The following is a 22,887-nucleotide window of genomic DNA, read 5'->3' as shown; positions in this document are numbered from 1 at the left end:
CCTGCTCCTGTTCGGAAGATGGTCTCTTGGCGCCCTCTTCAAACCGGCGCCCGCTGAGGCCAATAGCCTTCGATTATTACAGTCGCATGACAGTTTCGTGTCAGCCCGGTAACGTCGCACAGACGTCTTGTGGGCCGCACCCTTTAAGCCGGTTTGTGGGAATGGAAGTTGCCGCTGGAATCAGACGCTTGCGCAATTCGTGCTGGCATCAAGTCCCGGCACACCGCAGGCCGCGATGCCGAGAAAGAAAAACCGGACGGGAGCGCGTTGCCCGTGACCAGAGCGAATCTTGGCCGAGCCATCGCCAAAAACAGGTCCGTTGGGGTAGATTCGACGCTGTTTCTTGTCGGCGGTCGCTTGCTCCCGCCCGTAACTGAATGAGCGGTTTCGTTGCGACCATTGTCCTGACTGGGCGCCAGCTTTGATATGGTGCGATCGCACCATATCCTTGGCTGTTGCGGCGCGGCCGAATCCCGGCGGCGCCGCAGGTTGCTATCCAGCGTCTCGTTGGGCTTCGCCTGATATGCCGACCCAGCGCTCGACCTTTTCGAGCAGCGCCCTGGGGCTGATCGGCTTGGGCAGATAGTCGTCCATGCCGGCTTCCAGGCAGCGCTCACGGTCGCCCTTCAAGGCATGCGCGGTGACGCCGACGATCGGGATATGCATACCCGTATGTTCTTCCAGCCGGCGAATTGCGGCGGTGGCCTCGAGCCCGTTCATCTCCGGCATCGAGACGTCCATCAGGATCATGCGCGGATTAAGCCGGCCGAAGGCATCGAGCGCCTTGCGCCCGTTGCCGACGATTTCGAAACTGTAGCCGGTTTCGCCGATTATCTGGGTGAACACCATCTGGTTTACTTCATTGTCCTCCGCAACGAGGATGTCGAGCCGGCGTTCATCCCCGGCGGCCCGGGCGCGGGCACGAACCGGCGGCGGTTGCAGTAGGGCCCGTTCCGAGGCAGCGAGCGGCGGCTTTGCCGGCGACGGTTCGTTCCTGCCGCCGCCGGAACCGCTGCTTGCCGCCGGCAGCACACGGCCGCCCGTGATATTGTGATGGTGGCGCTGGATGGTGGCGACCAGCGTTTCCAGAAGCACCGAGGAGCGCGCCGGCTTGATCAGCTGGGCGTCGATGCCGAGATCGCGATAGCTGGTGTTGGCGAGCGACTGGTCGACCGAAGTCAGCATGATGATCGGCGTGTCGGCCAGCCCTGCGGTGCTGCGCACGACGCGCGCCATTTCGGCGCCGCTCATCCCCGGCATCTGATAATCGAGCACGACGCAATCGACCGGCACGCCATAGGCAGCCGCGGCAACCAGCACCTTGAGCCCTTCGGGTCCGCTTTCGGCGGCGCAGGAATCAAAGGTCCATGACGCCATCTGCTCGCTCAGGATCGATCGGTTGACGGCATTGTCGTCGACGATCAGCACCCGTGAGCCGGTCACGTCGACCGGCATGATCCGCCGTCCGGTCTGTTCCTCGGCCCTGGGCAATGTCACGGTGAACCAGAAGGTCGAGCCCTTGCCTTCGGCGCTCTCGACACCGATCTCGCCGCCCATCAACTCGACCAGCCGCGAGGTGATGGCGAGCCCGAGCCCTGTGCCTTCGTGGCGTCTGGTCGACGAGGTGTCGGCCTGACTGAATTTTTCGAAGACGAGCTTCAGTTTCTGCTGCGGAATGCCGATGCCGGTGTCGGTGACCGAAACGGTAAGCTTTGTCCCCGTCGGCCCCCTTTGTCCGGTCACGTCGACCAGCACGTGGCCTTCGTCGGTAAACTTCACCGCGTTGCCGACCAGATTGGTGACGATCTGCCTGATGCGACCGACATCGCCGACGAACAGGCTTCCCAGGCCCGGCTCGACGCGCACGATGAGCTCGAGGTCCTTCTCCTTGGCGCGCGTCGATATCAGCGTCGCCACATCCTCGATCGCTTCGGGCAGGTTGAAGGGCGCAGGGTCGAGCACCAGCTGTCCGGCATCGATCTTGGAGAAGTCCAGTATGTCGTTGATGATGGTCAAGAGCGCGTTACCCGACTTGACGATGATATCGGTGAACGTCTTCTGCTTGGGATCGAGGTCGGATTTGGCCAGCAACTCGGCCATGCCGAGTACGCCGTTCATCGGCGTGCGGATCTCGTGGCTCATATTGGCCAGGAATTCCGACTTGGCGCGGTCGGCCAGCACGGCGCGCTGGCGCGCCTCGCGCAGTTCGGCCTCGCGCAGCTTCAGTTCGGTGATGTCGGTGGTCGACCCAATCAGATAGAGCGAACCGTCGGACGCGATCATCGCGCCCTTGCGGGCGAACTGGTGGCGCACGCTGCCGTCGGCAAGCGTCACCGTTTCCTCGATCTCCTGTGTATCGCCTGTGCGCAGCACGGCGAGATCGCTGTTGACGAAGGCTTCGCCGTCCTCGCCGAAAATCTCGATGTCCGTCTTGCCGATCGCGTCTTCCCTGCGGAGGCCGGTGAGGTCGCACCAGCCCTTGTTGACGTAGAACTGCCTGAGGTCGGAGCGCTTGGCGTAGATCGACACCGGCACGTTGTCGATGAGATTGCGGAACACCTCGTTCTCGCGCATGCTCTCTTCCAGCGCCTGCTCGCGTGCCTTGACGTCGGTGATGTCGGTGCTGGAGCCGACCAGGTGCACCGACCCATCGAGCGCCACCAGCCGGCTCTTGCGCGTCATCAATTGCCGCACCGTGCCGTCGCGATGGGTAACGGGCTCCTCGATCTCGCGGCCGCGCCCGGTGACGACGACCTCGGTGTCGTCATGGGTGTAGGTTTCGGCGTCGTCGATGCCGAAAAGCTGGAGATCGGTCCGGCCGATGACCTCCTCCTTGGGGATGCCGGTCAGCGCGCACCAGGCTTTGTTGACGAATTCCATGCTCAGATCCTGCGCCTTGATGAAGGCGGCGACCGGCAGTTCGTCCATGACGTGGCGGAACAGGTCGATCTGGCGCATGCTTTCCTGCAGCGCCTTTTCGCGGCTCTTGATCTCCGAGATGTCGACGCGCACGCCGATGAAGGTGCCGTCCTCGGTGCGCATATCGTAGACCTGATACCAGCGGCCGTCGGGATTGCACCGTTCGTAGGAGGAGTTCGGCAGGCGGTAGCGGGCGAGAATGGCATCCAGCCAGATGTCTCGATCGCCGTCATAGAGCTTGTCGGTCTCCGGATCGCCACTGAAGCGGAAATATCCCACGGAATGTCCAAGTTCCAACGCCTCGCGGAAGGTGCGGCCGGGCTGCCATGCCGGTTTCAGCGCCGGCAGCGTGTCCTGCAGCTTGCGATTGGCAAAGATGAACTTGTCGTCGCGGTCATAGATGATGACGGCCGCCGGCAGCGACTCCAGCACCGTGGTGAGGTTCTTGCGGGCGTCCTCGGCTTCGGTCTCGCGGCGCTTCATGTCGGAGATGTCGAACAGGAAACCGGCGACATAGTTGCGGCCGCTGGGCATGCCGACGCGGTTCTTGCGCACGATGCGCGAGCGGCTGGCGCCCTCGGCGTCGAAAGTCTCCTCGACCTCGTAGGGCGTGCCGGTCGCCAGCACGGCGCGTTCGCTGTCTTCGAATTGGGCGGCGTCCTTTTGCTTGAGGAAGTCGCCGCCGGGCCTGCCCAGCATCGCTTGCGGGCTCTGTCCGAAAAGTGCCGAAAACGCCTCATTGACGAAGACGAAACGCAGATTGTCGTCCTTGACGAAGATCGGGTCCTTGACGCCGTTGATCACCGCCTCGGCCAGCCGCGATTTCTCCAGCGCTAGGGCGAGTTCAGCCTCGCGATCTTTCATGTTGGTGACGTCGACATAGGAGATCAGCCTTTTGCCGCCGGCGAGCGGCGCCAGCGAGGCAATCAGCGTACGGCCGTCATTGCGTGGCAGTTGCCTGGAGCCCACCAGGCCGGCCGAGATTTCTGCTTCGCGCTCGGCGATGTGGCCCTGCCATTCGGCATCGTCAGCACCGTAAGGGTCCATATCGCGGCTGGCCTGCATCAGTTCGCGGAAGCCGCAGCCGATGCCGGCGCGTCGGGGATCGATTTCCCAGAAATCATAGAAGGCGCGGTTGATCACCTCCGCGCGCATCTCCGCATCGAGGACGAGCACGCCGATCGGCATCTGGTCGACCATCGTGCGAAGATTGGCGAAGGTCTCCGTAATTTTGGCGTTGGCACTCTCGATCTCGGCGTCGCGACGCTTGAGCTCGGAGACGTCGTAGTAGGTCAACAGCCGCTTGCCGCCGGACAACGCCGTCACGGAGAACATCATCGTCCTGCCATTGGCATGGAGAAATTCGCGTGGCGCAACCGAGCCGGCGCTGATCTCCTCGATGCGGGTGGCTAGGTAGTGCTGCCACTGCTGTTCATCGAGATCGCCGTAGATGCCGTTGCGGCGGTTGAGTTCCATCAACAGGCTGAACGGCGCGCCGACCGTGACGGCGCCGTCGGGAATCCTGGAGAGCTCGCGATAGGCCTTGTTGACGATGAGCGTGTCGAACTTCGCGTCAAGCACCACGACGCCCATATGCATGGCATCCATCGTCCGCTCGAGATCGGCGAGGTGCTGCGTAGCCTCGCCGGCCGGCGGATCGCTCTCGTCCTGCCGCAGTTCGTCCAGCGCACCGGCCAGTGCCGTGACGTTGCGGCCGATGCCGCGATAGCCGATGAATTCGCCTTCGCCGTCGAACCGCGGGGAACCGGTGATCGAAACCCAGCGGCAGCCGGGACGGCCGCCCTTCAACTCATAGACAAAGTCGCGAAACGGCCGATGCGCCTGCAGATCCTCCAGATGCGCGGCGGCGTGTCGATTGCCGTGCACCATCTGCTTGAGGAAATCGAAGCGGAAACGGCCAAGAATGCTGGCGGGATCGATGCCGGTGGCGGCCTGGTAGTTCTCCGAAAGCCAGGAAAAGCGCAGCTCGGCGTCGGTCTCCCAGACCCAGTCGGCGCCGGCCCCGACCAGTTCGCGCAGCGCTTCGGGCGAACCCCCGACGGACGTATCCTCGCCGTTCACCACCCCTTTTCGGGAACCGCGTCCGCCGCGTGTTCCAACAGTCCCGTCAGCCATCCCGTTCCCACCCCGAAAGCCAAGGCCGAACCCCCTCAGCGGTTCGCCGGCGGAATGTGCCCGAGAAGCATTAATGATCCGCTAACCATAACCAATCCAGACTGCGGCCAGAGCCACATTGCCCTGCGGTATTCCGCCGGTTGTCGGCGGAACCCCGGCCGGGCTATAAGTCGGCGGGGGTGTTGCTGATGACCGGTTGGATCGTGCCTTGTTTCCTGTGCCTGGCGCTGCTTGCGGGCAGCGGCTGCGCACGCAGCTATGACGGCACGGTGGTGATCCCGAAGCCGCTCGATATCAGGCGGGTCTGGGATCGCGATCCGTCGCAGACTGAGGCCAGCCAGATGCAGGCGGCAGCCGGTGTGTTTCCGACGCCGCCGCCGCAGGAGCCCTACCGGCCCGCGGCACGCAGGCACACACAAATAGCTGCGCCAAGGCGGCACGTCAGGTCCAGCCCTCCCAGCATGGCTTCCGAACCGGCCAATCCGCTCACCTGCAAGAATGTCAGCGAACCCGGCAAACGCTACAGGATGGTTTGCGAATAGCTGGTACTAGAGCAATTCCAGGAAAAGTGTGAAACGGTTTTCCGTCCGGAATTGCGTAAAACAAAGACATAGAGCGGTTCGCCGTTTCGGTGAAACGGTTAAACGCTCTAGGCGCAGGTTACTCCGCCGGGAAGAAAGCCGGCCCGACCACCCTGACCGGCCGCGAGCCTGCCAATAGCTCGACCGACTGTCGCTGGGCGGCGCCCCTGGCCTCTGCAGCGTCTGCGCCAGGCTGGGGAATTTGCGCCACGGTGCCAAGATCCGGCTTCGCTGACGGCAAAGGAATGATCGCGTTGGCCATATTGGCTGGCGTCACCGTGCGCGCTCTCAGCTCGGCAACGCGCCGGTGATAGCGCTTGAGGTCGCAGGCCCTGAAGTTCGCATCACCGCGATATTTGAAGGCCGTCGGCAGGTCCTTGTAGGATGTGCGCGTATCGAGCGCGACCATCTCTTCGGTTTCAAGGCTTGGGTCACTGAGCGTGTACAGGTCGACGCCGGCATCGTCGCAGATGTAGCGGCACTGGTCGACCATCTCCTTGACATCGCCGCCTTTCACGAACTGCGATTTCGGCGCCGGGAAGAAATAGCCGTCGGAGAGACGAACGCAAAACAGCATCGAATTGCTGCCGATCATGGCGCCAGCCGGACGCTGTCTTTGTTGCCCGGCGGCGGGCGTGCAGCCGAGCGCGACGAGCCTGGCCTGCAGTCCGGACGTATCCCGGCGCGAAATCGCGGCGCCGGCGATCTGGCGTTGCACCTGTGTGCGGCTTTTGGCGAGGTCGGCGCAAGCATTGAAGAAGCCCCCCACCGCACTTTGCGCCGTGCACCGGCGTTGCCTCTCCAGCCCCTGGATCGCCGCAAGCTGGCGACGCAGCTGCGCAAGCTCGGGGCTGATCCCGCCGCTGCGGCCGGACGGTGCCAGCTGGCTCCTGAGCGCGGCGCATGGATCGGCAAGGGAAGCCGAAATGCCGAGGACGCTTGCCGCTACCGACACCAGTGCAAAGGTCACGACAAGCCACAAACGCATCATCGGCGACACCTGGTCCTTGTACCCCTGTGGAGCCGATCGCCGCTCCAGCCGATTGAGCCTCAATGCGTGAGGCAAGTCTAATTCAAGAGACGCCAGCAACCGCCAGGTATTTTATGCCAAGTGTATTATGCCGGTTCCTGTAAATTCGCTATTACACTTTTGTTTCAAGATTGAGACGTAGCCAGGCTCGGGCGACCCAGGCCGCCGCAATCATCGATCCCGCGTTATCGGCCCTTGCGGATGAAACCTTTCTCCGGTGTCTCGCGTTGTGTCGGGCAAAGGAGACCGAAGATGTCTATTCACTTCACTGTCTCTGGCCTGACCAGGAACCTGTTCCACTCGCTGGGGCTGGACCATGAGCGGGCGCCGAGAGCGCTCGATCCCGAACAGAGCCTGCTGCTGGAATGCTATCTGGCCGGACAGATTCCGGAATCCGCCTGGGCCGACTACGTCTTCGAGACGCCGGAACTGCAGCGGCATGTCGATATCAGACGCCCGCACAACTGATCAGAGCAATTTCAGCAAAAGTGTGAGCCGTTTTTCCGGGAAAAGCGCGTAGCGCTTTCCCTTGGGAATTGCGTCAAGACAACGAGAGAGCGGGTCGCCGTTTCTGTGAAACGCGTGAAACGCTCGCCCGCTCGCCTACCGCTTGGGCGAAGCGAATTGCACGGTGAAGACATTGCCCGCGACGCCTTGCGCCAGCGTCGGCGAGAAGCTCAACGGCAAGCACTTTTGCAGGGCAGTAGTTGCGGCGTCGACGAATGATTTCCTGGTATCCGCATCGCCATCGACCTTGATCGCCGTCGGCCGCGGCGGACCAATCAGCGTGCCGTCGCGCTTGAAGCTGAAGCTCAAGGTGACGCTGGCATTTCCAACACCCGCCGGCGGCGTCCAGCACGCCTGGATGGCATCGCCGACCTCCGCCATCGTGTCGAGCGGCGCGGCATCGGAGGGGTAGCCTCCGGCCAACACAACACCGGCAATCGCAAACACTCTCGCTACGCCCTTCATAAAGCTCCTCGTGTGTCGTCCGCCGACCATGACGGTAGGGTCGAAGCAGACGATGGCAATATGCCTGATGTCTTACAGCATGAGACGCGCCTGATGGCGCATCGGCGAAAAGCAAAAGGCCGGCATTGCGCCGACCTTTCCCTTCACCCTTGCGCCAGTACATCCGTGGTCGCGCGGTGCCTTCAATAGACAGCGTTTTGGTTAATGAATCCTTAGCGTTGCGCGTTGGCCTGCGACTTCACATACGCAATGTAGCCGCGCACGTCGCCGGCCGGCTCGGCATAGGCCTGGCCGAGTTTCTTCTCCATCGCAGCGACATACTCCATGGCCCATTTGGGCAGCGCATAGTCGATGACGGCCAGGAACTCCAGCGTCGATGCCAGGCGTATGTCGGCGATCGACGGGTGCTTGCCGCCGATGAACGGCTTGCCGTCCCTGAAGAAGGAGTGAAACACCTCCAGCGGCTCGGCAATTGCCGCCATGGCGGCCTTCTGCGCCTCGGACTTCTTCTCCGGATGGGCGTCGCTATGGCCGACCTCGCCGGCATAGTGCGGGAAACCCAGCGCCGGATAGGTGGCGCGCGCCACATACGGGTAGAGCGTGCCGATCAGGTAGAACATGGCGCTGTCGACCATCGCCCGCTTGGCCGGCGCCTTGGGATAGAATTTCTCCAGCCCGTGCTTGTTGGCGAGATACTGCATGATGGCGCAGCTCTCCCACAGCACGCCGCGCGGCAGCCCCTTGTCCTCGATCATCGGCGTCAGATGCGCCGGATTGCGCGCCATATATTCCGGCGACCGGGTATGGCCCCAGGCGTCGGTCTCGGCGGCGTCGAACCCGGCCGCACGGGCAAACACCCGAACGGTCATGTTGTTGACGCTTGGCTTCAGCATCGAGAGCTTCAGCGCCGGTTTTTTCGCCGCCTTGGCCTTCGGCGCGGATTTCTTGGCAGCCGGCCTCGTCGCGGTTTTCGCGGCCGGCTTTGCGGCTGCCTTCGGCGCGGCCTTTACCGCCGCTTTTGCCGCCGGCTTCGCAGCCGCTTTTGCCGCAGGCTTGGGTGCTGATTTGCCAGCGCTCTTAACTGTCTTTGCCATTGTGGTCCTCCCCTTTTGCTGGCCGTCAGTATGGATTCTTCGGCGTCCGGTCGTCCGACAAGGTCGCGCGCGACCACTCGACCAGCGTCTGGATCGCGTCGGCAAGGTGCACTTCGGCGATGTTGTAGTCGCCGCGCGCAACGCGCAGCTTGTGCGCCTGCATCAAGACGTCGGCATGGGTGAAGCCGGCCGGCGGCTCGAAGCGGTAGGACGCCAGCTCGATCAGAAGGCCGAGCGGATCCTCGAAATAGATCGAATCCATGAAGCCGCGATCCTTGACGCCGCTGTGCTTGATGGCGCGCTCGTCGAGCCGGGCGACCGCCTGCAGGAAGGTCACGCGCGACACCGAGAACGCAATATGATGGACGCAGCCCGGTTCGGTGGGCGTGCGCCGCTTGACCGGCGTGCGGCTCTCGTCGGTGAAGACGGTGATCAACCTGCCGTCGCCGGGATCGAAATAGAGATGGCTTTCGCTTGGCTTGTCGAGATTGGGTTGCTCGAAAATGAACGGCATGCCGAGCACGCCCTCCCAGAAATCGATCGAGGTCTGGCGGCCGGCGCCGACGAGGGTGATGTGATGGACGCCCTGCGACTGCAGTTTCTGCATCGGTCTCCTCCTCGCCGACCCTCGCCTATGTTCCCCGGCGTCTTGCGCGCCGCAACGAGCCCTTTGGCAAGGCTTCGTACATGATGCTAGTGCAATTGGCAGCGCCGCGCCAGAAGCTCGCGGAGACTGCCGGCGCTGGATGGTGAAAGAGGCTTAAGGTTGCATGACCTGAGGCTACGCGACCGCTCTGAGCTCGGCTTCCGCCAGCGTGCCCAGGCCCGCGCATTCGGCGCATGCCATGGTCTGCCCGGGACAGCCGGCCCGATGCGTGCCTTGCGGGCAGCAATGCCCTTTCGACTCGCGCCATTTCAAGCAATCGAAAACCTGCCCGCTGCCGTGACAGCACGGGCATATCATTTTTGCCGAACTCATACCTGCTATGCCCAACCAAATCCGCGTTGCCGCAGATGCTATCCCCGCACCGCAAGTAACAGAGATCGCTACGCTTTCAAGCGTCGCGGTCTGACTTAAATTGGGTGTATCTGTGACGCGGATTTGCCGGGTTTTCGCTGATGCCGCCGACCCTCGCGGTCACACGCGATCCGCGCGGCTGCTGCCCGAAATTGTCGATGATGCGGAAGGAAAGCGGTTGCTTGGTACGCCCAAGGGGAATCGAACCCCTGTTCCCGCCGTGAGAGGGCGGTGTCCTGACCGCTAGACGATGGGCGCGTTCAAGAACCGGCGATATAGGCTGACGGTTTGGAAAAAGCAACTGGGCTTCGAACGGCCGGACCGCTTCTGTGCAATCTCGGTTTGCGGACTTAGCGTTTCGGCTCGATCAGGTCCCACAGATTGCCGTAGAGATCGGCGAAAACCGCCACGGTGCCGTACGGCTCATGGCGTGGCGTTTCATGGAAATCGACGCCGTTTTCCAGCATCGTCGCATGGTCCCTGGCAAAATCGTCGGTTTCGAGAAACAAAACCACGCGGCCGCCGGTCTGGTCGCCGACGCGGCTTTTCTGCACATCGTCCAACGCTTCCGCCAAAAGCAGCCGGGGGCCTTGCCCGGCCGACGGCGTCACCGTCACCCAGTGCTTGCCGTCACCGAGATCGATGTTGTCGCAGAGCGCAAAGCCAAGCTTGCCGACATACCAGGCAATCGCCTCGTCATAATCGGCGACGACGAGCGTAACGGTTGCTATGCGGCGATGGTCGGCAAACCCGGTCATTGTTTCGGCCCGCTCATTTGTTGCGGATGGCGAAGCGGCCGATGATACGGCGCTCGGCGATGTCGTAGACGAAGATGGTGCGGCTGCCGTCGCTGAGCTCGGCGTCGATTGAAATTCGATTGCCCGACAGAGCCTGGCTGATCACCTTGGCTCCGACCGGGAGCACTATGTCGGCCGCGAGCGGCTCGCCGGGCGGAATTGGAATGTCGTTGGCGAGCGGCGGGTTCGCGGGCGGCGCTTTGCGCGATTTGTAGACAATGGCCGCGATCACCACCATAAGGGCCAGCAAAAGCAGGCCGAGATTGATGGCCATGAAACGGATGAGCCTGCCGCGCACCTTTTCGATCTCGGGATCGAGCGGCTTTTCTTCTTCATCGGCAACGGGCCGGGCCATGGCAGAACTTTCCGGAACTTTTTTCGATGAGCGCTCATAGCGAAGAGACCCCTGAATTGATAGAGGCTGGACAATTCATAGAGGCGGCGCCGACCGTGCTCGAAGCCGGCGCGGAAGCGGCCGGCCAGCGCCTCGACCAGTGGCTGGCGAGCGCCCTCGGGCCTGACATGTCGCGCAGCCGGGTGCAGATGCTGATCCGGCAAGGTGCCGTTTCGATCGACGGCAAGCCGGTCGACGAGACCAAGCGCAAGATGAGTGCCGGCGAGCGCGTATCGGTCGTCATGCCCGAGCCGGAACCGGCCGAACCGCAAGGCGAGCCCATCGTGCTCGACGTGCTTTATGAGGACGACGAGCTGATCGTCATCAACAAGCCGGCCGGCCTCGTCGTCCATCCCGGCGCCGGCAACTGGACCGGCACGCTGGTCAACGCCCTGATCCACCACTGCGGCAACAGTCTTTCCGGCATTGGCGGCGTCAGGCGGCCGGGCATCGTCCATAGGCTGGACAAGGAAACGAGCGGCGTCATGGTGGTGGCCAAGACCGACCGCGCCCACAAGGCGCTGTCGGAGGCCTTTGCCGACCACGGCCGCACCGGCGACCTCGAACGTGCCTATCTGGCGCTGGTCTGGGGAATCCCGTCGCGGCCGGCCGGAACGGTCGATGCGCCGCTTGGCCGTGCCGCCGACCGCGTGCGCCGCGCCGTCGTGCCGGAAGGCCGTGACGATGCCCGCCACGCCGTGACCCATTTCACCGTCAAGGAGCGTTTCGGCGAGGGCCAGCAGGCGTTCGCCACCGCCAGCCTGGTCGAATGCCGGCTGGAAACCGGCCGCACCCACCAGATCCGCGTCCACATGGCCCATATCGGCCATCCCGTCATCGGCGACCCCGATTACGGCCAGGCCTTCCGCACCAAGGCCAACCGGCTGCCCGAGCGGCTGAAGGGTCAGGTCAAGGCATTTTCCAGGCAAGCTTTGCATGCCTGGCTCCTTGCATTTCGGCACCCGGCTACCCATTTATCGATGAGGTTCGAGGCGCCGATACCGGGGGACATGGAGGAACTCGTCGGCGGCTTTCGCAAACTCTGAACCCGAGCAATTCCAGGAAAAGTGTGAAACGGTTTTCCGTCCGGAATTGCGTCTAAACAAGCCAGCTAAAACCTGAGCGGCATTGTTCACTTCAGCGTGACACACTGTTTCGTGTTGAACAAATGCCTGTCTTTTCTGGTTTTGTTCCTATATAAATCAGCTGCCGCGGGCGAGCCTTTTGGTGCTCGCGTCACATGCCCGCCGCGTTTCGGGGGCATCACTCCAATAGAGAGGGGGCGCTATCATGGCCCAGTCACTACCCAGTATTGTTTCCGGCGAAGGCGGCCTCAGCCGCTACCTGGAAGAAATCCGCCGCTTTCCCATGCTTCAGCCGCAGGAAGAGTACATGCTCGCCAAGCGCTACGCCGAGCATGAAGACACCAGCGCTGCGCACAAGCTCGTCACCAGCCATCTTCGGCTCGTCGCTAAGATCGCCATGGGCTATCGCGGCTACGGCCTGCCGATCGGCGAAGTGATCTCGGAAGGCAATGTCGGCCTGATGCAGGCCGTCAAGAAATTCGAACCCGAGCGTGGCTTCCGCCTCGCGACCTACGCCATGTGGTGGATCAAGGCCTCGATCCAGGAGTACATCCTGCGCTCGTGGAGCCTGGTCAAGATGGGCACGACCGCCAATCAGAAGCGCCTGTTCTTCAACCTGCGCAAGGTGAAGGGCAAGATCCAGGCGCTGGACGATGGCGACCTCAAGCCCGACCAGATCACCGAGATCGCCACCAGGCTGAACGTGTCGGAAGCCGAAGTCGTGTCGATGAACCGCCGCCTGTCGGGCGACGCGTCGCTGAACGCGCCGATCCGCGCCAGCGAAGGTGAATCCGGCGAATGGCAGGACTGGCTGGTCGATGACCACGAAAGCCAGGAAGACATGCTGATCGAGCAGGACGAGCTGGAAAACCGCCGCGGCATGCTGTCGGGCGCTCTGGCCGTGCTCAACGATCGTGAGCGGCGCATCTTCGAGGCCCGCCGCCTCGCCGAGGAGCCGCTGACGCTGGAAGAGCTGTCGTCCGAGTTCGACATCAGCCGGGAGCGCGTGCGCCAGATCGAGGTGCGCGCCTTCGAGAAGGTGCAGGACGCGGTCAAGGCCGCCGCCAAGCGCCAGATGCAGGCGCTGCGCACGATCGAGGCGCAGCCGGCGGCGTAAAGCTGGGTTCGGCTAAGGAACAGAAGGCGGCGTCGGGAAACCGGCGCCGCCTTTTTTGTTTTGTCGTCCGTCGGCGGTTAGCGAAAGTCGGACAACAGCTGATCTCCCCCCTTGAGGGGGAGATGTCCGGCAGGACAGAGGGGGGCGTGACGGATCGCAGCTTGCGATTTTAACTATCCCCAACCTGGAATTGTTCGAGCACACAGCCAAAGGTCAGCGGGACAGCACCCCCCTCTGCCCTGCCGGGCATCTCTCCCGCAAGGGGGGAGATCGGCAGCTTCGCCAACTGCCCTCTCAAAGCCCATCAAGCGGAAACTTCAGATACCGCCTCCCATTGGCCTCCGGTTCCGGCAGCCGTCCACCATTCATGTTGACCTGCAGCGCATGCAGGATCAGCCGCGGCATCGGCAGTGTCTTGTCGCGCGCTTCGCGCAAGTCGACGAACTCGGCTTCGCTGCGCGCCGCAACGAGGTGGATATTCTTCGCCCTCTGCTCGGCGACCGTGCTCTCCCAGCGCGGCTCGCGGCCGCCGGCCTGATAGTCGTGGCCGACAAACACCCGCGTTTCGTCCGGCAGCGCCAGAACGCCCTCAATCGAATGCCACAGCCGCGCGGCACTGCCGCCGGGAAAGTCCGTCCTTGCCGAGCCGCTGTCGGGCATGAACAGCGTGTCGTGGACGAAGGCTGCGTCGCCAATGACATAGGTGATCGAGGCGAGCGTGTGGCCGGGCGAGAACAGCACCTTGACCGGCAGGTTGCCGATCAGGAACGTCTCGCCTTCCCCAAACAGCCGGTCCCACTGCGAGCCGTCTGCGGGGAAATCCGGCCAGTTGTAGATCGCCTTCCACAGCGCCTGGACTTCGACGATCCTGTCGCCGATCGCCGTCGGCGCGCCGGTCCTTTCCTTGAGATAGTGCGCCGCCGAGAAATGATCGGCATGCGGATGGGTGTCCAGGATCCACTCGAGCTCCAGCCCGTTTTCGCGGATAAAATCCAGCAAGGCGTCGGCATTCTTCGTCGCCGTCGCGCCGGATTTTTCGTCGAAGTCGAGGATCGGGTCGATGACGGCGCAGCGTCTCGTCACCGGGTCGGTGACGACATACTGGATGGCGCCGGTCGGCTTGTCGTAGAAGCCGGCGACCTCAGGTTTGGCCGAAGCGATGTCCAATGTCCGGCCCCCCTGCCCCTTGCCCGACAGGAACCGTTTTCTCCGTCGGGTTGAACAAGAGCATGGTCATCTGGCAAAGCGCGCCGGTCAAGCACGCCTTGCCACAAATAGGACTGAAGCCCCAAATAGCTCCGACGGAGAAAACCTAGGCTGACGGCTGCTTGGTCTTCCTGAGATAGGGCAGGATCGTCTCGAAAGCGCCAAAACGCTTGACCGCATCTTCGTTCGAAACCGCGGCGGTGATGATCACATCCTCGCCCTGCTTCCAGTTGGCCGGCGTCGCCACCTGGTGCTTGGCGGTCAGCTGCATGGAATCGACCGCGCGCAGGATCTCGTCGAAGTTGCGGCCCGTCGTCATTGGGTAAGTCAGCACCAGCTTGATCTTCTTGTCCGGCCCGACGACATAGACCGAGCGCACCGTGGCGTTGTCGGCCGGCGTGCGGCCTTCCGACGTCTCGCCGGCGCCCGCCGGCAGCATGTCATAAAGCTTGGCCACCTTGAGATCCTTGTCGCCGATCAGCGGGTAGTTCACCGTCTGGCCGGTCGCCGTCTTGATGTCGGCCTGCCACTTGTCGTGGCTCGCAACGGGATCGACGGAAATGCCGATGACCTTGACGTTGCGCTTCTTGAACTCGCCTTCGAGCCCCGCCATCGTGCCCAGCTCGGTGGTGCAGACCGGGGTGAAATTCTTCGGATGGCTGAACAGGATCGCCCAGCCGTCGCCGATCCAGTCATGAAACTTGATCGGCCCTTGCGTGGTCTCGGCGGTGAAGTCAGGCGCGATGTCGTTGATACGAAGGCTCATGGCATTATTTCCCCAGCAACAGATTTCGTCAGGAGCGGCCGTGGACGGCGTCAACGCTCCGGCATTGCCGCATCTTAGCGCAAAAATCGCGGCTGCAGGACAATAGGAAACTATTATTGGCGACGGAACGAGCACTTTCGTTCTACGGACCGACGTTGGGCCGACAATCTTTCGTTTGTGCGGGGAAGGCTCAGGCCTTGTTGACCGCCAGCGACGTGGCCAGGTCTTCCATGCGCTGGGCGAGCGCGCCGAGCGCGCTGGTCAGCACGGTGTCGTTCTTGTCGGCCTTGGTCAGCGCTTCGTCGCGCGTCTTGCGCAGCGTCTGCACTTCGGTCTCCATGCCCTTGACCCGCTTCTGCAGCTCCGAAAGCTCGTCCATCACCATGATGCCGGCCATCACCGTCAGCCGCTGGTCGCCGATCTCGCCGAATGAATCCTTCAGATGCGAGACATAACGGTCGAACCGCTCGGCGAGGTCGATCAGGTGCTCTTCCTGACCCTCGTCGCAAGCCATGCGATACTGCTTGCCGTCGATGGAAACCGTGACCTGTGCCATGGCCTGCAGCTCCTACCTGTCCAGCACCGCGCGGATGGTTTCCATGGCGGTCACCAAGCGGCGCGACACTTCCTTGTTGGCATCTTCCAGCCGTTCGGCGCGGGCTTCGGAATTGTCGAGTTCCTGCGCCAGCCGTGAACGGTCGGCGTTCATGCGCTGCACCTCAGCCTCGGCTTCGGAATAGTCGCGTTCATGCTCAAGCTTGGCCGCGACTGCGTTTTCCAGCCCCTCGATGGCCTTGCCCAGCCTGTGGATGACTTCCTTGAGTGTGGTTTCGCCGGTCATGGCCTTCGTCCTGTGCCCTGCCCATCACCGAATCGCTTCGCGTTCAGAACGCGTTAACAAGGAAACATTAGGCACCGGGTGAAGGCAACGTCAACAAAGCTCTCGCGACTGTCCCCCGCTAACGCTAATGTAGGTCGCCCCATGAGGTCTCAAAGCCATCACAAGACCGGCAAATGTGCAGCCGATTTGTTGACTAAAAGCCCGTGGCTGCTATGTGTCGCGCACTCTTTCCTGGGCTCTGCCAAGCCCACAAATCCCCACCCCGGAGGTACCATGACGTCGCGTGAACAACATGACCGGATGGCCAATGCGATCCGTTTTCTCTCCATGGACGCCGTCGAGAAGTCGCAGTCCGGCCATCCCGGCCTGCCCATGGGCTGCGCCGACATCGCCACAGTGCTGTTCACCCGCTTCCTGAAATATGATCCGAAGAACCCCCATTGGCCGGACCGCGACCGCTTCATCCTGTCGGCCGGCCATGGTTCGATGCTGCTCTACTCGCTGCTGCATCTGACCGGTTACGAGGACATGACCCTCGACCAGATCAAGCATTTCCGCCAGCTGGGTTCCAAGACCGCCGGCCATCCCGAATACGGCCATGCCACCGGCATCGAGACGACGACCGGCCCGCTTGGCCAGGGTCTCGCCAATTCGGTCGGCTTCGCGCTCGGCGAGCGCATCATGAACGCCGCCTTCGGCAACGACCTCGTCGACCACTACACCTATGTGCTGGCCGGCGACGGCTGCCTGATGGAAGGGGTTTCGCAGGAAGCCATCGCGCTGGCCGGCCACCTCAAGCTCAACAAGCTGATCGTCTTCTGGGACAACAACAACATCTCGATCGACGGTCCGGTTTCGCTTGCCGACAACACCGACCAGGTCGCCCGCTTCCAGGCCTCGGGCTGGAACGCCAGCCACATTGACGGCACCGACCCCGAGGCGATCGCCTACGCCATCGAAGCCGCCCGCCATTCCGACAAGCCGACGATGATCGCCTGCAAGACGACCATCGGCTTCGGCGCCCCGACCAAGGCCGGCACCAACAAGGCGCACGGTTCGCCGCTCGGCGCCGACGAGATCGCAGGCGCGCGGAAATTCTTCAACTGGGACTCGCCGCCCTTCGAAATTCCGGCCGACATTCTCGACGCCTGGCGCACCGCCGGCAAGGCCGGCGTCAAGCCGCGCACCGACTGGGAAGGCCGCCTGGCCAAGGCCAAGCCTGAGTTGAAGGCCGAGTTCGAGCGCCGCCTCGCCGGCAAGCTGCCGTCGAATTTCGATGCCGTCATTGCCGACTACAAGAAGAAGCTGTCGGCCGACAAGCCGAAGGTCGCCACCCGCAAATCGTCGGAAATGGCGCTGGAAGTCATCAATGGCGCGGTGCCGGAAACCATCGGCGGCTCTGCCGACCTGACGGGCTCCAACAACACCAAGACCAGCCAGACCAAGAACATCACGCCGGACGATTACGGCCAGCGCTATGTCCACTACGGCATCCGCGAGCATGGCATGGCGGCCGCCCTCAACGGCCTGACGCTGCATGGCGGCCTCATCGCCTATGGTGGCACCTTCATGTGCTTCTCCGACTATGCCCGTCCGTCGATGCGGCTGGCGTCGCTGATGGGCATCCGCTCGATCTTCGTCATGACCCATGATTCGATCGGTTTGGGCGAAGACGGCCCGACCCACCAGCCGGTCGAGCACCTGGCGGCGCTCCGCGCCATCCCCAACCACAATGTCTTCCGCCCGGCCGACGCGGTGGAAACCGCCGAATGCTGGCAGATCGCCATTGAATCGGAAAAGACCCCGTCCACCCTGGCGCTGACCCGTCAGAACCTGCCGACGGTGCGCACCGAGCAATCGGCCAGGAACCTCAGCAGCCAGGGCGCCTATGAACTGGCCGCGGCGAGCGGCGAAGCGGCGGTGACGATCTTCGCCACCGGCTCCGAGGTCGAGATCGCGCTCGGCGCCCGTGATTTGCTTGAAAAGCATGGGCACCCGACCCGCGTCGTCTCGGTGCCTTGCTTCGAACTGTTCGACCAGCAGAGCGACGCCTACCGCAAGGAGACGATTGGCAACGCGCCGATCAAGATGGCGATCGAGGCCGGCATCCGCCAGGGCTGGGATCACCTGATCGGCTCCGACGGCATCTTCATCGGCATGACCGGCTTCGGCGCTTCCGGCACCATCGAGCAGCTCTACCCGCATTTCGGCATCACCGCCGAAGCCGCGGCCAAGGCTGCGGAAGCCCGCCTGCACGGCAAGTAAGATCAAGGTCAGTCCCGCGCACCTCCAAGGCGGATTCGCGGGGCTGGACCAACCTAATCGATTTAAATTCGGCCTTCTGCGGCTGGATTCTTGTGCCATCCGCCGCTATGAAGCTGCGGACCCATCTGCCGCCTCCAGCTCCCAGGGAGAGTAAAATGACCGTCAGAGTTGCCATCAACGGATTTGGCCGCATCGGCCGCAACATCCTGCGCGCCATCCATGAATCCGGCCGCAAGGATATCGACGTGGTCGCCGTCAACGACCTCGGCCCGGTTGAGACCAACGCGCATCTGCTGCGCTATGACAGCGTGCACGGCCGCTTCCCGCACGAAGTGTCGGTCTTGGGCGACCAGATCACCGTCGGCAAGGAGACCTTCAAGGTCACCGCGATCAAGGACCCGGCGCAACTGCCGTGGGAGGAACTCGGCATCGACATCGCGCTCGAATGCACCGGCATCTTCACCGCCCGCGACAAGGCTGCCGCGCATTTGACCGCCGGCGCCAAGCGCGTCGTGGTCTCCGCGCCTGCCGAAGGTGCTGACCTCACCGTCGTCTACGGCATCAACCACGACAAGCTGACCAAGGACCACATCGTCATCTCGAATGCGTCCTGCACCACCAACTGCCTGGCGCCGCTGGCCGCAGTGCTGCACGAGACCGTCGGCATCGAAAAGGGCATGATGACGACGATCCACTCCTACACCGGCGACCAGCCGACGCTGGACACCATGCACAAAGATCTCTACCGCGGCCGCGCGGCTGCCCTGTCGCAGATCCCGACCTCGACCGGTGCGGCCAAGGCGATCGGCCTGGTGCTGCCCGACCTCAAGGGCAAGCTCGACGGCATCTCGATCCGCGTGCCGACCCCCAACGTCTCGGTTGTCGACTTCAAGTTCATCGCCAAGCGCGCCACCACCGTGCAGGAGATCAACGAAGCGGTGATCGCCGCCTCCAACGGCAAGTTGAAGGGCATTCTCGGCGTCACCCATCACCCGAATGTGTCGATCGACTTCAACCACGATCCGCGCTCGTCGATCCTGGCGCTCGACCAGACCAAGGTCATGGACGGCAACTTCGTTTCGGTGCTGTCCTGGTACGACAATGAGTGGGGCTTCTCTAACCGCATGGCCGACACCTCGGTCGCCTTTGGCAAGACCATCGCCTGACCTGAAGGCATCGTCTCGCAGCTTCGAACGCCCGGCTTGTCCGGGCGTTTTTCGTCAGGGCGGCGGGCAAGGCGCGCCAAGCCGCCAAACGCCGGAAAATCAGCGGCATCAGGCAAAAAGCCATCCTTGCGCCTTGCACCGGCCATGCCTTCGCCCCACTCTCCCGTGAATCGGTAGAAAGAGGAATTCGAGGGGCAAATCACGGATGGAGCATGCGATCTATCTCGTCACGCTGGTCGGCACAGCGCTAGTCGTCGCCGCAGCGTTCTCGAGCCTGATCGCCTTCCGCTTCGGCGCCCCTTTGCTGCTGCTCTTCCTCTGCATCGGCCTCGCCAGCGGCGTCGATGGTCTCGGCATCGAATTCGACAATGCGCGCGTGGCATATTTTGCCGGCTCGCTGGCGCTGGCGGTCATCCTGTTCGATTCCGGTTTCGGCACGCCGCTCAACGCGCTGCGCCAGGCGGCCGGACCGGCGGTGTCGCTGGCGACCTTCGGCGTAATCCTGACCACTGGCCTGTTCGGCGCCGCCGCCTATTACCTGCTCGACCTCAGCTGGCTGGAATCCTTCCTGCTCGGCGCCGCGGTCGCCTCGACCGATGCGGCGGCCGTCTTCTTCCTGCTACGCGCCGGCGAGATCAATCTGCGCGAACGCGTGCGCGCGACACTGGAAGTCGAATCCGGGACCAACGACCCGATCGCCATCTTCCTGACCATCACGCTGGTCGAGATCATCGCCGCCCACGCCAATCCCGAGACCCATGTGCTGGTCACCGACCTGATCCTCGGCTTCCTGCTCAATATGGGGCTCGGCGCCGTCGTCGGCGTGCTTGGCGGGCTCGGCATCGTGCGCCTCGTCGACCGGCTCAACCTTGACCATGGCTTGCTGCCGATCTTCGTGCTGACCCTGTCACTGATGGTGTTCGCCGCGGCCGGCGCCATTGGCGGCTCTGGCTTCCTGGCGGTCTATCTCGCCGGGCTCATTGCCGGCAACTCCGACATCCGCGCCGTCACCATCCTGAAGCGCTTCCAGGACGGCATGTCGTGGCTGGCACAGATCATCATGTTCCTGATCCTCGGCCTGTTCGCGACACCCTCGCAGTTTCCGGCGATCATGGTGCCGGCGGTGCTGCTCGGCCTATTCCTGATGTTTGTCGCGCGCCCTGTCGCCGTCTGGCTCTGCCTGATCCCGTTCCGCCTGCCGCGTCCCGAGATCGCCTTCGTCTCCTGGGTCGGCCTGCGCGGCGCCGTGTCCATCCTGCTTGCCATCACCCCGCTGCTCGGCGGACTGGAGAACGGCCGCACCATCTTCAACGTCGCCTTCATCATCGTGCTGGTATCGCTGGTGGTGCAGGGCTGGTCGGTCGGTCCGCTGGCGCGCCGGCTCGGCCTGATCGTGCCGGCGAGGCTCGGGCCGCTCGACAAGGTCGAACTCGAACTGCCGGGCTCCGCCCATCACGAACTGCTCGCCTACCGCGTGGCGCCCGGCAGCCCGGTGGCGCGCGGCGAGCGTATCCCGCGCTGGGCACGGCCCTCGTTGGTGCTGCGCGACGGCCGCTCGATGCGTTTCCAGGACATGGGCCGGCTCGCGGCCGGCGACCAGGTTTATATCTTCGTGCCCGACCGCTATCCGCGCCTGCTTGACAAGCTGTTTGCCAGCCGCGCCGTAGTCGACCCCGAGGATGCCGACTTCTTCGGCGCCTTCGCCGTCGATCCCGCCCGCTCGGCCGCAGAGCTCGAGGCCGCATACACACCGGGATTGAGCGAAGCCGAGCAGAAGCTCACCGTCGGCGCGCTGGTGACGGCAAGGCTTGGCGGCCATGCCGAATATGCCGACCGGGTGCTGATCGGCCCGATCGAATTGATCGTCCGCGACGTCGACGACAAGGGCAAGATCACCGGTCTCGGCCTCTCCTTCGAGCCGACCGCGCCGGTGGCGCGGGTTCCGGTGTTCCTGAGCGCCGGCGAGATCGGCGATCGTGTCTCCGCCTTCATCCGCAACTGGCGCAAGCCGACCGAGACGCAGACTGCAGAGGCGACAGCCAATGAGAAGGCCCTTGAGCCGACGGCGGAAAAGATAACGACAGAAGGCTGACAAGCGATCGGTTCACGCTGACGTCCCGCATCATCACGACAGCCTTCGCCTTGATCTCAAAATTTAGCTCGCACCCCGGCTCAAGCCTTGCATCGTCATCGATGCGAGGTATGGTCCCGGCGATTTTCCACGGAAAGGAACCCGCATGGCCGCCTTCAAGACACTCGACGATATCGGCAATATCAGCGGCAAGCGCGTGCTGGTGCGCGTCGACCTCAACGTGCCCGTCGCCGACGGCAAGGTCACCGACGCCACCCGCATCGAACGCATCGCGCCGACCATCGCCGAGCTGTCCGGCAAGGGCGCCAAGGTCATCCTGCTCGCGCATTTCGGCCGCCCGAAGGATGGTCCCTCGCCCGAATTCTCGCTGGAGCCGATCGCCAAGGCTGCCGCGGAGGTGCTTGGCCGCCCCGTCGGCTTTGCCGGCGACTGCGTCGGCGACACGGCGGGCAGTGCGGTCGCCGCCATGAACAAGGGCGATGTGCTGCTGCTGGAAAACACCCGCTTCCACAAGACCGAGGAGAAGAACGACCCGGCCTTTACAGAGCGGCTCGCCGCCAATGGCGATATCTTCGTCAATGACGCCTTTTCCGCCGCCCACCGGGCGCACTCCTCGACCGAAGGCCTGGCGCGGCTGTTGCCGTCCTATGCCGGCCGCACCATGCAGGCCGAGCTCGAGGCGCTGGAGAAGGGGCTCGGCAATCCGGTCCGCCCTGTCGTCGCCATTGTCGGCGGCGCCAAGGTGTCGACCAAGATCGACCTGTTGATGAACCTGGTGAAGAAGGTCGACGCGCTGGTGATCGGCGGCGGCATGGCCAACACTTTTCTCGCCGCGCGTGGCACCGCTGTCGGCAAGTCGCTGTGCGAGCATGACCTTGCCGCGACCGCCAAGCAGATCATGATCGAGGCCGCCGAAGCCGGCTGCGCCATCATCCTGCCTGTCGACGGTGTCGTCGCCAAGGAATTCAAGGCGGGTGCGGCCAGCGAGACCGTTGCCATTACGGATGTCCCGGCTGACGGCATGATCCTCGATGTCGGCGAAAAGACCGTGAAGACGATCCGCGAATGGATCGACCGCGCCGCGACCCTGGTCTGGAACGGCCCGCTCGGCGCCTTCGAGATCGAGCCTTTCGACCACGCCACGGTGGCTGCGGCAAAGCACGCGGCGTCCCGCACCAGGGCCGGCAAGCTGGTCTCGGTCGCCGGTGGCGGGGACACGGTGGCCGCCCTCAACCATGCCGGCGTCGCCGACGATTTCACCTATGTCTCGACCGCCGGCGGCGCTTTCCTCGAATGGATGGAAGGCAAGCCGCTGCCCGGCGTCGACGTGCTGAAGAAACAAGCCTGACCGGATTGGGGGGCACAAAAACGGACGCCAGGAACTTTCAACCGATTCGAGCTTTCCGAT

At 63.4% G+C, this 22,887-nt stretch carries 19 protein-coding genes and 1 tRNA gene; 8 read left to right on the top strand and 12 right to left on the bottom strand.

Going from position 1 to position 22,887, the window contains the following annotated elements:
- Positions 1-492: 492 nt before the first annotated feature.
- Complete coding sequence (locus NKI35_RS18185) at positions 493-5,055, bottom strand: PAS domain-containing hybrid sensor histidine kinase/response regulator (protein ID WP_502897148.1); 4,563 nt, start codon at positions 5,053-5,055, stop codon at positions 493-495.
- Positions 5,056-5,243: 188 nt separating this feature from the next.
- On the opposite strand from NKI35_RS18185, the gene NKI35_RS18180 reads away from it, so the two are divergent.
- Positions 5,244-5,597: a hypothetical protein gene (locus tag NKI35_RS18180; protein WP_352741143.1), complete on the top strand. Its 354-nt coding sequence runs from the start codon at positions 5,244-5,246 to the stop codon at positions 5,595-5,597.
- A 118-nt stretch (positions 5,598-5,715) separates the two neighbouring features.
- Here NKI35_RS18180 and NKI35_RS18175 read toward each other — a convergent pair whose 3' ends face one another.
- Positions 5,716-6,627, bottom strand: coding sequence for a DUF2865 domain-containing protein (locus tag NKI35_RS18175; protein WP_352741141.1), 912 nt, complete (start codon positions 6,625-6,627; stop codon positions 5,716-5,718).
- A gap of 291 nt (positions 6,628-6,918) precedes the next feature.
- Between NKI35_RS18175 and NKI35_RS18170 the strand changes: the two genes are divergently transcribed.
- Entirely contained in the window at positions 6,919-7,134 is a 216-nt protein-coding gene (locus NKI35_RS18170; protein ID WP_023690098.1) for a hypothetical protein, read from the top strand.
- Positions 7,135-7,269: 135 nt separating this feature from the next.
- Here NKI35_RS18170 and tolA read toward each other — a convergent pair whose 3' ends face one another.
- The 6 genes from tolA to NKI35_RS18140 form a co-directional block, all read right to left on the bottom strand.
- Entirely contained in the window at positions 7,270-7,638 is a 369-nt protein-coding gene (gene tolA / locus NKI35_RS18165) for a cell envelope integrity protein TolA (protein WP_023735219.1), read from the bottom strand.
- Between the two features lie 212 nt (positions 7,639-7,850).
- Entirely contained in the window at positions 7,851-8,732 is an 882-nt protein-coding gene (locus tag NKI35_RS18160; RefSeq protein WP_023828378.1) for a glutathione S-transferase family protein, read from the bottom strand.
- 25 nt (positions 8,733-8,757) lie between these two features.
- On the bottom strand, positions 8,758-9,339 hold the full coding sequence (locus tag NKI35_RS18155; protein WP_023818427.1) for a VOC family protein: 582 nt from the start codon (positions 9,337-9,339) through the stop codon (positions 8,758-8,760).
- Between the two features lie 594 nt (positions 9,340-9,933).
- Positions 9,934-10,008: transfer RNA gene (locus tag NKI35_RS18150), tRNA-Glu, on the bottom strand.
- Positions 10,009-10,100: 92 nt separating this feature from the next.
- Positions 10,101-10,508: a VOC family protein gene (locus NKI35_RS18145; RefSeq protein WP_023818426.1), complete on the bottom strand. Its 408-nt coding sequence runs from the start codon at positions 10,506-10,508 to the stop codon at positions 10,101-10,103.
- Positions 10,509-10,521: 13 nt separating this feature from the next.
- Entirely contained in the window at positions 10,522-10,902 is a 381-nt protein-coding gene (locus tag NKI35_RS18140; RefSeq protein ID WP_023748342.1) for a hypothetical protein, read from the bottom strand.
- A gap of 26 nt (positions 10,903-10,928) precedes the next feature.
- Between NKI35_RS18140 and NKI35_RS18135 the strand changes: the two genes are divergently transcribed.
- Both NKI35_RS18135 and rpoH read left to right on the top strand, forming a co-directional pair.
- Positions 10,929-11,987, top strand: coding sequence for an RluA family pseudouridine synthase (locus NKI35_RS18135; protein ID WP_023748341.1), 1,059 nt, complete (start codon positions 10,929-10,931; stop codon positions 11,985-11,987).
- A 244-nt stretch (positions 11,988-12,231) separates the two neighbouring features.
- Complete coding sequence (gene rpoH / locus NKI35_RS18130) at positions 12,232-13,143, top strand: RNA polymerase sigma factor RpoH (protein WP_023670124.1); 912 nt, start codon at positions 12,232-12,234, stop codon at positions 13,141-13,143.
- Between the two features lie 294 nt (positions 13,144-13,437).
- Here rpoH and NKI35_RS18125 read toward each other — a convergent pair whose 3' ends face one another.
- From NKI35_RS18125 to NKI35_RS18110, 4 genes are all read right to left on the bottom strand, one after another.
- On the bottom strand, positions 13,438-14,310 hold the full coding sequence (locus NKI35_RS18125; protein WP_352445271.1) for an MBL fold metallo-hydrolase: 873 nt from the start codon (positions 14,308-14,310) through the stop codon (positions 13,438-13,440).
- 145 nt (positions 14,311-14,455) lie between these two features.
- The gene (locus NKI35_RS18120; RefSeq protein WP_023727298.1) at positions 14,456-15,115 is read right to left on the bottom strand and encodes a peroxiredoxin; all 660 of its coding nucleotides are present in this window, start codon (positions 15,113-15,115) and stop codon (positions 14,456-14,458) included.
- Positions 15,116-15,305: 190 nt separating this feature from the next.
- Positions 15,306-15,671 carry a cell division protein ZapA gene (locus NKI35_RS18115; protein WP_023670127.1) on the bottom strand — a complete coding sequence of 122 codons (366 nt, stop codon included), beginning with the start codon at positions 15,669-15,671 and terminating at the stop codon, positions 15,306-15,308.
- 12 nt (positions 15,672-15,683) lie between these two features.
- Positions 15,684-15,956 (bottom strand): DUF4164 domain-containing protein, encoded by a 273-nt coding sequence (locus NKI35_RS18110; RefSeq protein WP_023670128.1) that lies wholly within the window; start codon positions 15,954-15,956, stop codon positions 15,684-15,686.
- 273 nt (positions 15,957-16,229) lie between these two features.
- Between NKI35_RS18110 and tkt the strand changes: the two genes are divergently transcribed.
- From tkt to NKI35_RS18090, 4 genes are all read left to right on the top strand, one after another.
- Positions 16,230-18,221 carry a transketolase gene (tkt, locus tag NKI35_RS18105; protein ID WP_352741138.1) on the top strand — a complete coding sequence of 664 codons (1,992 nt, stop codon included), beginning with the start codon at positions 16,230-16,232 and terminating at the stop codon, positions 18,219-18,221.
- A 155-nt stretch (positions 18,222-18,376) separates the two neighbouring features.
- Positions 18,377-19,387, top strand: a complete 1,011-nt coding sequence (gap, locus tag NKI35_RS18100) for a type I glyceraldehyde-3-phosphate dehydrogenase (protein ID WP_023696438.1) — start codon at positions 18,377-18,379, stop codon at positions 19,385-19,387.
- A 205-nt stretch (positions 19,388-19,592) separates the two neighbouring features.
- Positions 19,593-21,479, top strand: coding sequence for a potassium/proton antiporter (locus NKI35_RS18095; RefSeq protein WP_023683985.1), 1,887 nt, complete (start codon positions 19,593-19,595; stop codon positions 21,477-21,479).
- 145 nt (positions 21,480-21,624) lie between these two features.
- On the top strand, positions 21,625-22,827 hold the full coding sequence (locus NKI35_RS18090; RefSeq protein ID WP_352741136.1) for a phosphoglycerate kinase: 1,203 nt from the start codon (positions 21,625-21,627) through the stop codon (positions 22,825-22,827).
- Positions 22,828-22,887 lie beyond the last annotated feature (60 nt).

Source organism: Mesorhizobium sp. M0676 (assembly GCF_040320535.1).
Classification (GTDB): domain Bacteria; phylum Pseudomonadota; class Alphaproteobacteria; order Rhizobiales; family Rhizobiaceae; genus Mesorhizobium.
Note: the sequence above shows the minus strand (reverse complement) of the source record. Positions and strands in the feature narration are given on the sequence as shown.

Bases quoted from the DNA above. Each gene is read 5' to 3' on its own strand.
- NKI35_RS18185 (WP_502897148.1), bottom strand. From the start codon at position 5,055: ATGGCTGACGGGACTGTTGGAACACGCGGCGGACGCGGTTCCCGAAAA.
- NKI35_RS18180 (WP_352741143.1), top strand. From the start codon at position 5,244: ATGACCGGTTGGATCGTGCCTTGTTTCCTGTGCCTGGCGCTGCTTGCG.
- NKI35_RS18175 (WP_352741141.1), bottom strand. From the start codon at position 6,627: ATGATGCGTTTGTGGCTTGTCGTGACCTTTGCACTGGTGTCGGTAGCG.
- NKI35_RS18170 (WP_023690098.1), top strand. From the start codon at position 6,919: ATGTCTATTCACTTCACTGTCTCTGGCCTGACCAGGAACCTGTTCCAC.
- tolA (WP_023735219.1), bottom strand. From the start codon at position 7,638: ATGAAGGGCGTAGCGAGAGTGTTTGCGATTGCCGGTGTTGTGTTGGCC.
- NKI35_RS18160 (WP_023828378.1), bottom strand. From the start codon at position 8,732: ATGGCAAAGACAGTTAAGAGCGCTGGCAAATCAGCACCCAAGCCTGCG.
- NKI35_RS18155 (WP_023818427.1), bottom strand. From the start codon at position 9,339: ATGCAGAAACTGCAGTCGCAGGGCGTCCATCACATCACCCTCGTCGGC.
- NKI35_RS18145 (WP_023818426.1), bottom strand. From the start codon at position 10,508: ATGACCGGGTTTGCCGACCATCGCCGCATAGCAACCGTTACGCTCGTC.
- NKI35_RS18140 (WP_023748342.1), bottom strand. From the start codon at position 10,902: ATGGCCCGGCCCGTTGCCGATGAAGAAGAAAAGCCGCTCGATCCCGAG.
- NKI35_RS18135 (WP_023748341.1), top strand. From the start codon at position 10,929: ATGAGCGCTCATAGCGAAGAGACCCCTGAATTGATAGAGGCTGGACAA.
- rpoH (WP_023670124.1), top strand. From the start codon at position 12,232: ATGGCCCAGTCACTACCCAGTATTGTTTCCGGCGAAGGCGGCCTCAGC.
- NKI35_RS18120 (WP_023727298.1), bottom strand. From the start codon at position 15,115: ATGAGCCTTCGTATCAACGACATCGCGCCTGACTTCACCGCCGAGACC.
- NKI35_RS18115 (WP_023670127.1), bottom strand. From the start codon at position 15,671: ATGGCACAGGTCACGGTTTCCATCGACGGCAAGCAGTATCGCATGGCT.
- NKI35_RS18110 (WP_023670128.1), bottom strand. From the start codon at position 15,956: ATGACCGGCGAAACCACACTCAAGGAAGTCATCCACAGGCTGGGCAAG.
- tkt (WP_352741138.1), top strand. From the start codon at position 16,230: ATGACGTCGCGTGAACAACATGACCGGATGGCCAATGCGATCCGTTTT.
- gap (WP_023696438.1), top strand. From the start codon at position 18,377: ATGACCGTCAGAGTTGCCATCAACGGATTTGGCCGCATCGGCCGCAAC.
- NKI35_RS18095 (WP_023683985.1), top strand. From the start codon at position 19,593: ATGGAGCATGCGATCTATCTCGTCACGCTGGTCGGCACAGCGCTAGTC.
- NKI35_RS18090 (WP_352741136.1), top strand. From the start codon at position 21,625: ATGGCCGCCTTCAAGACACTCGACGATATCGGCAATATCAGCGGCAAG.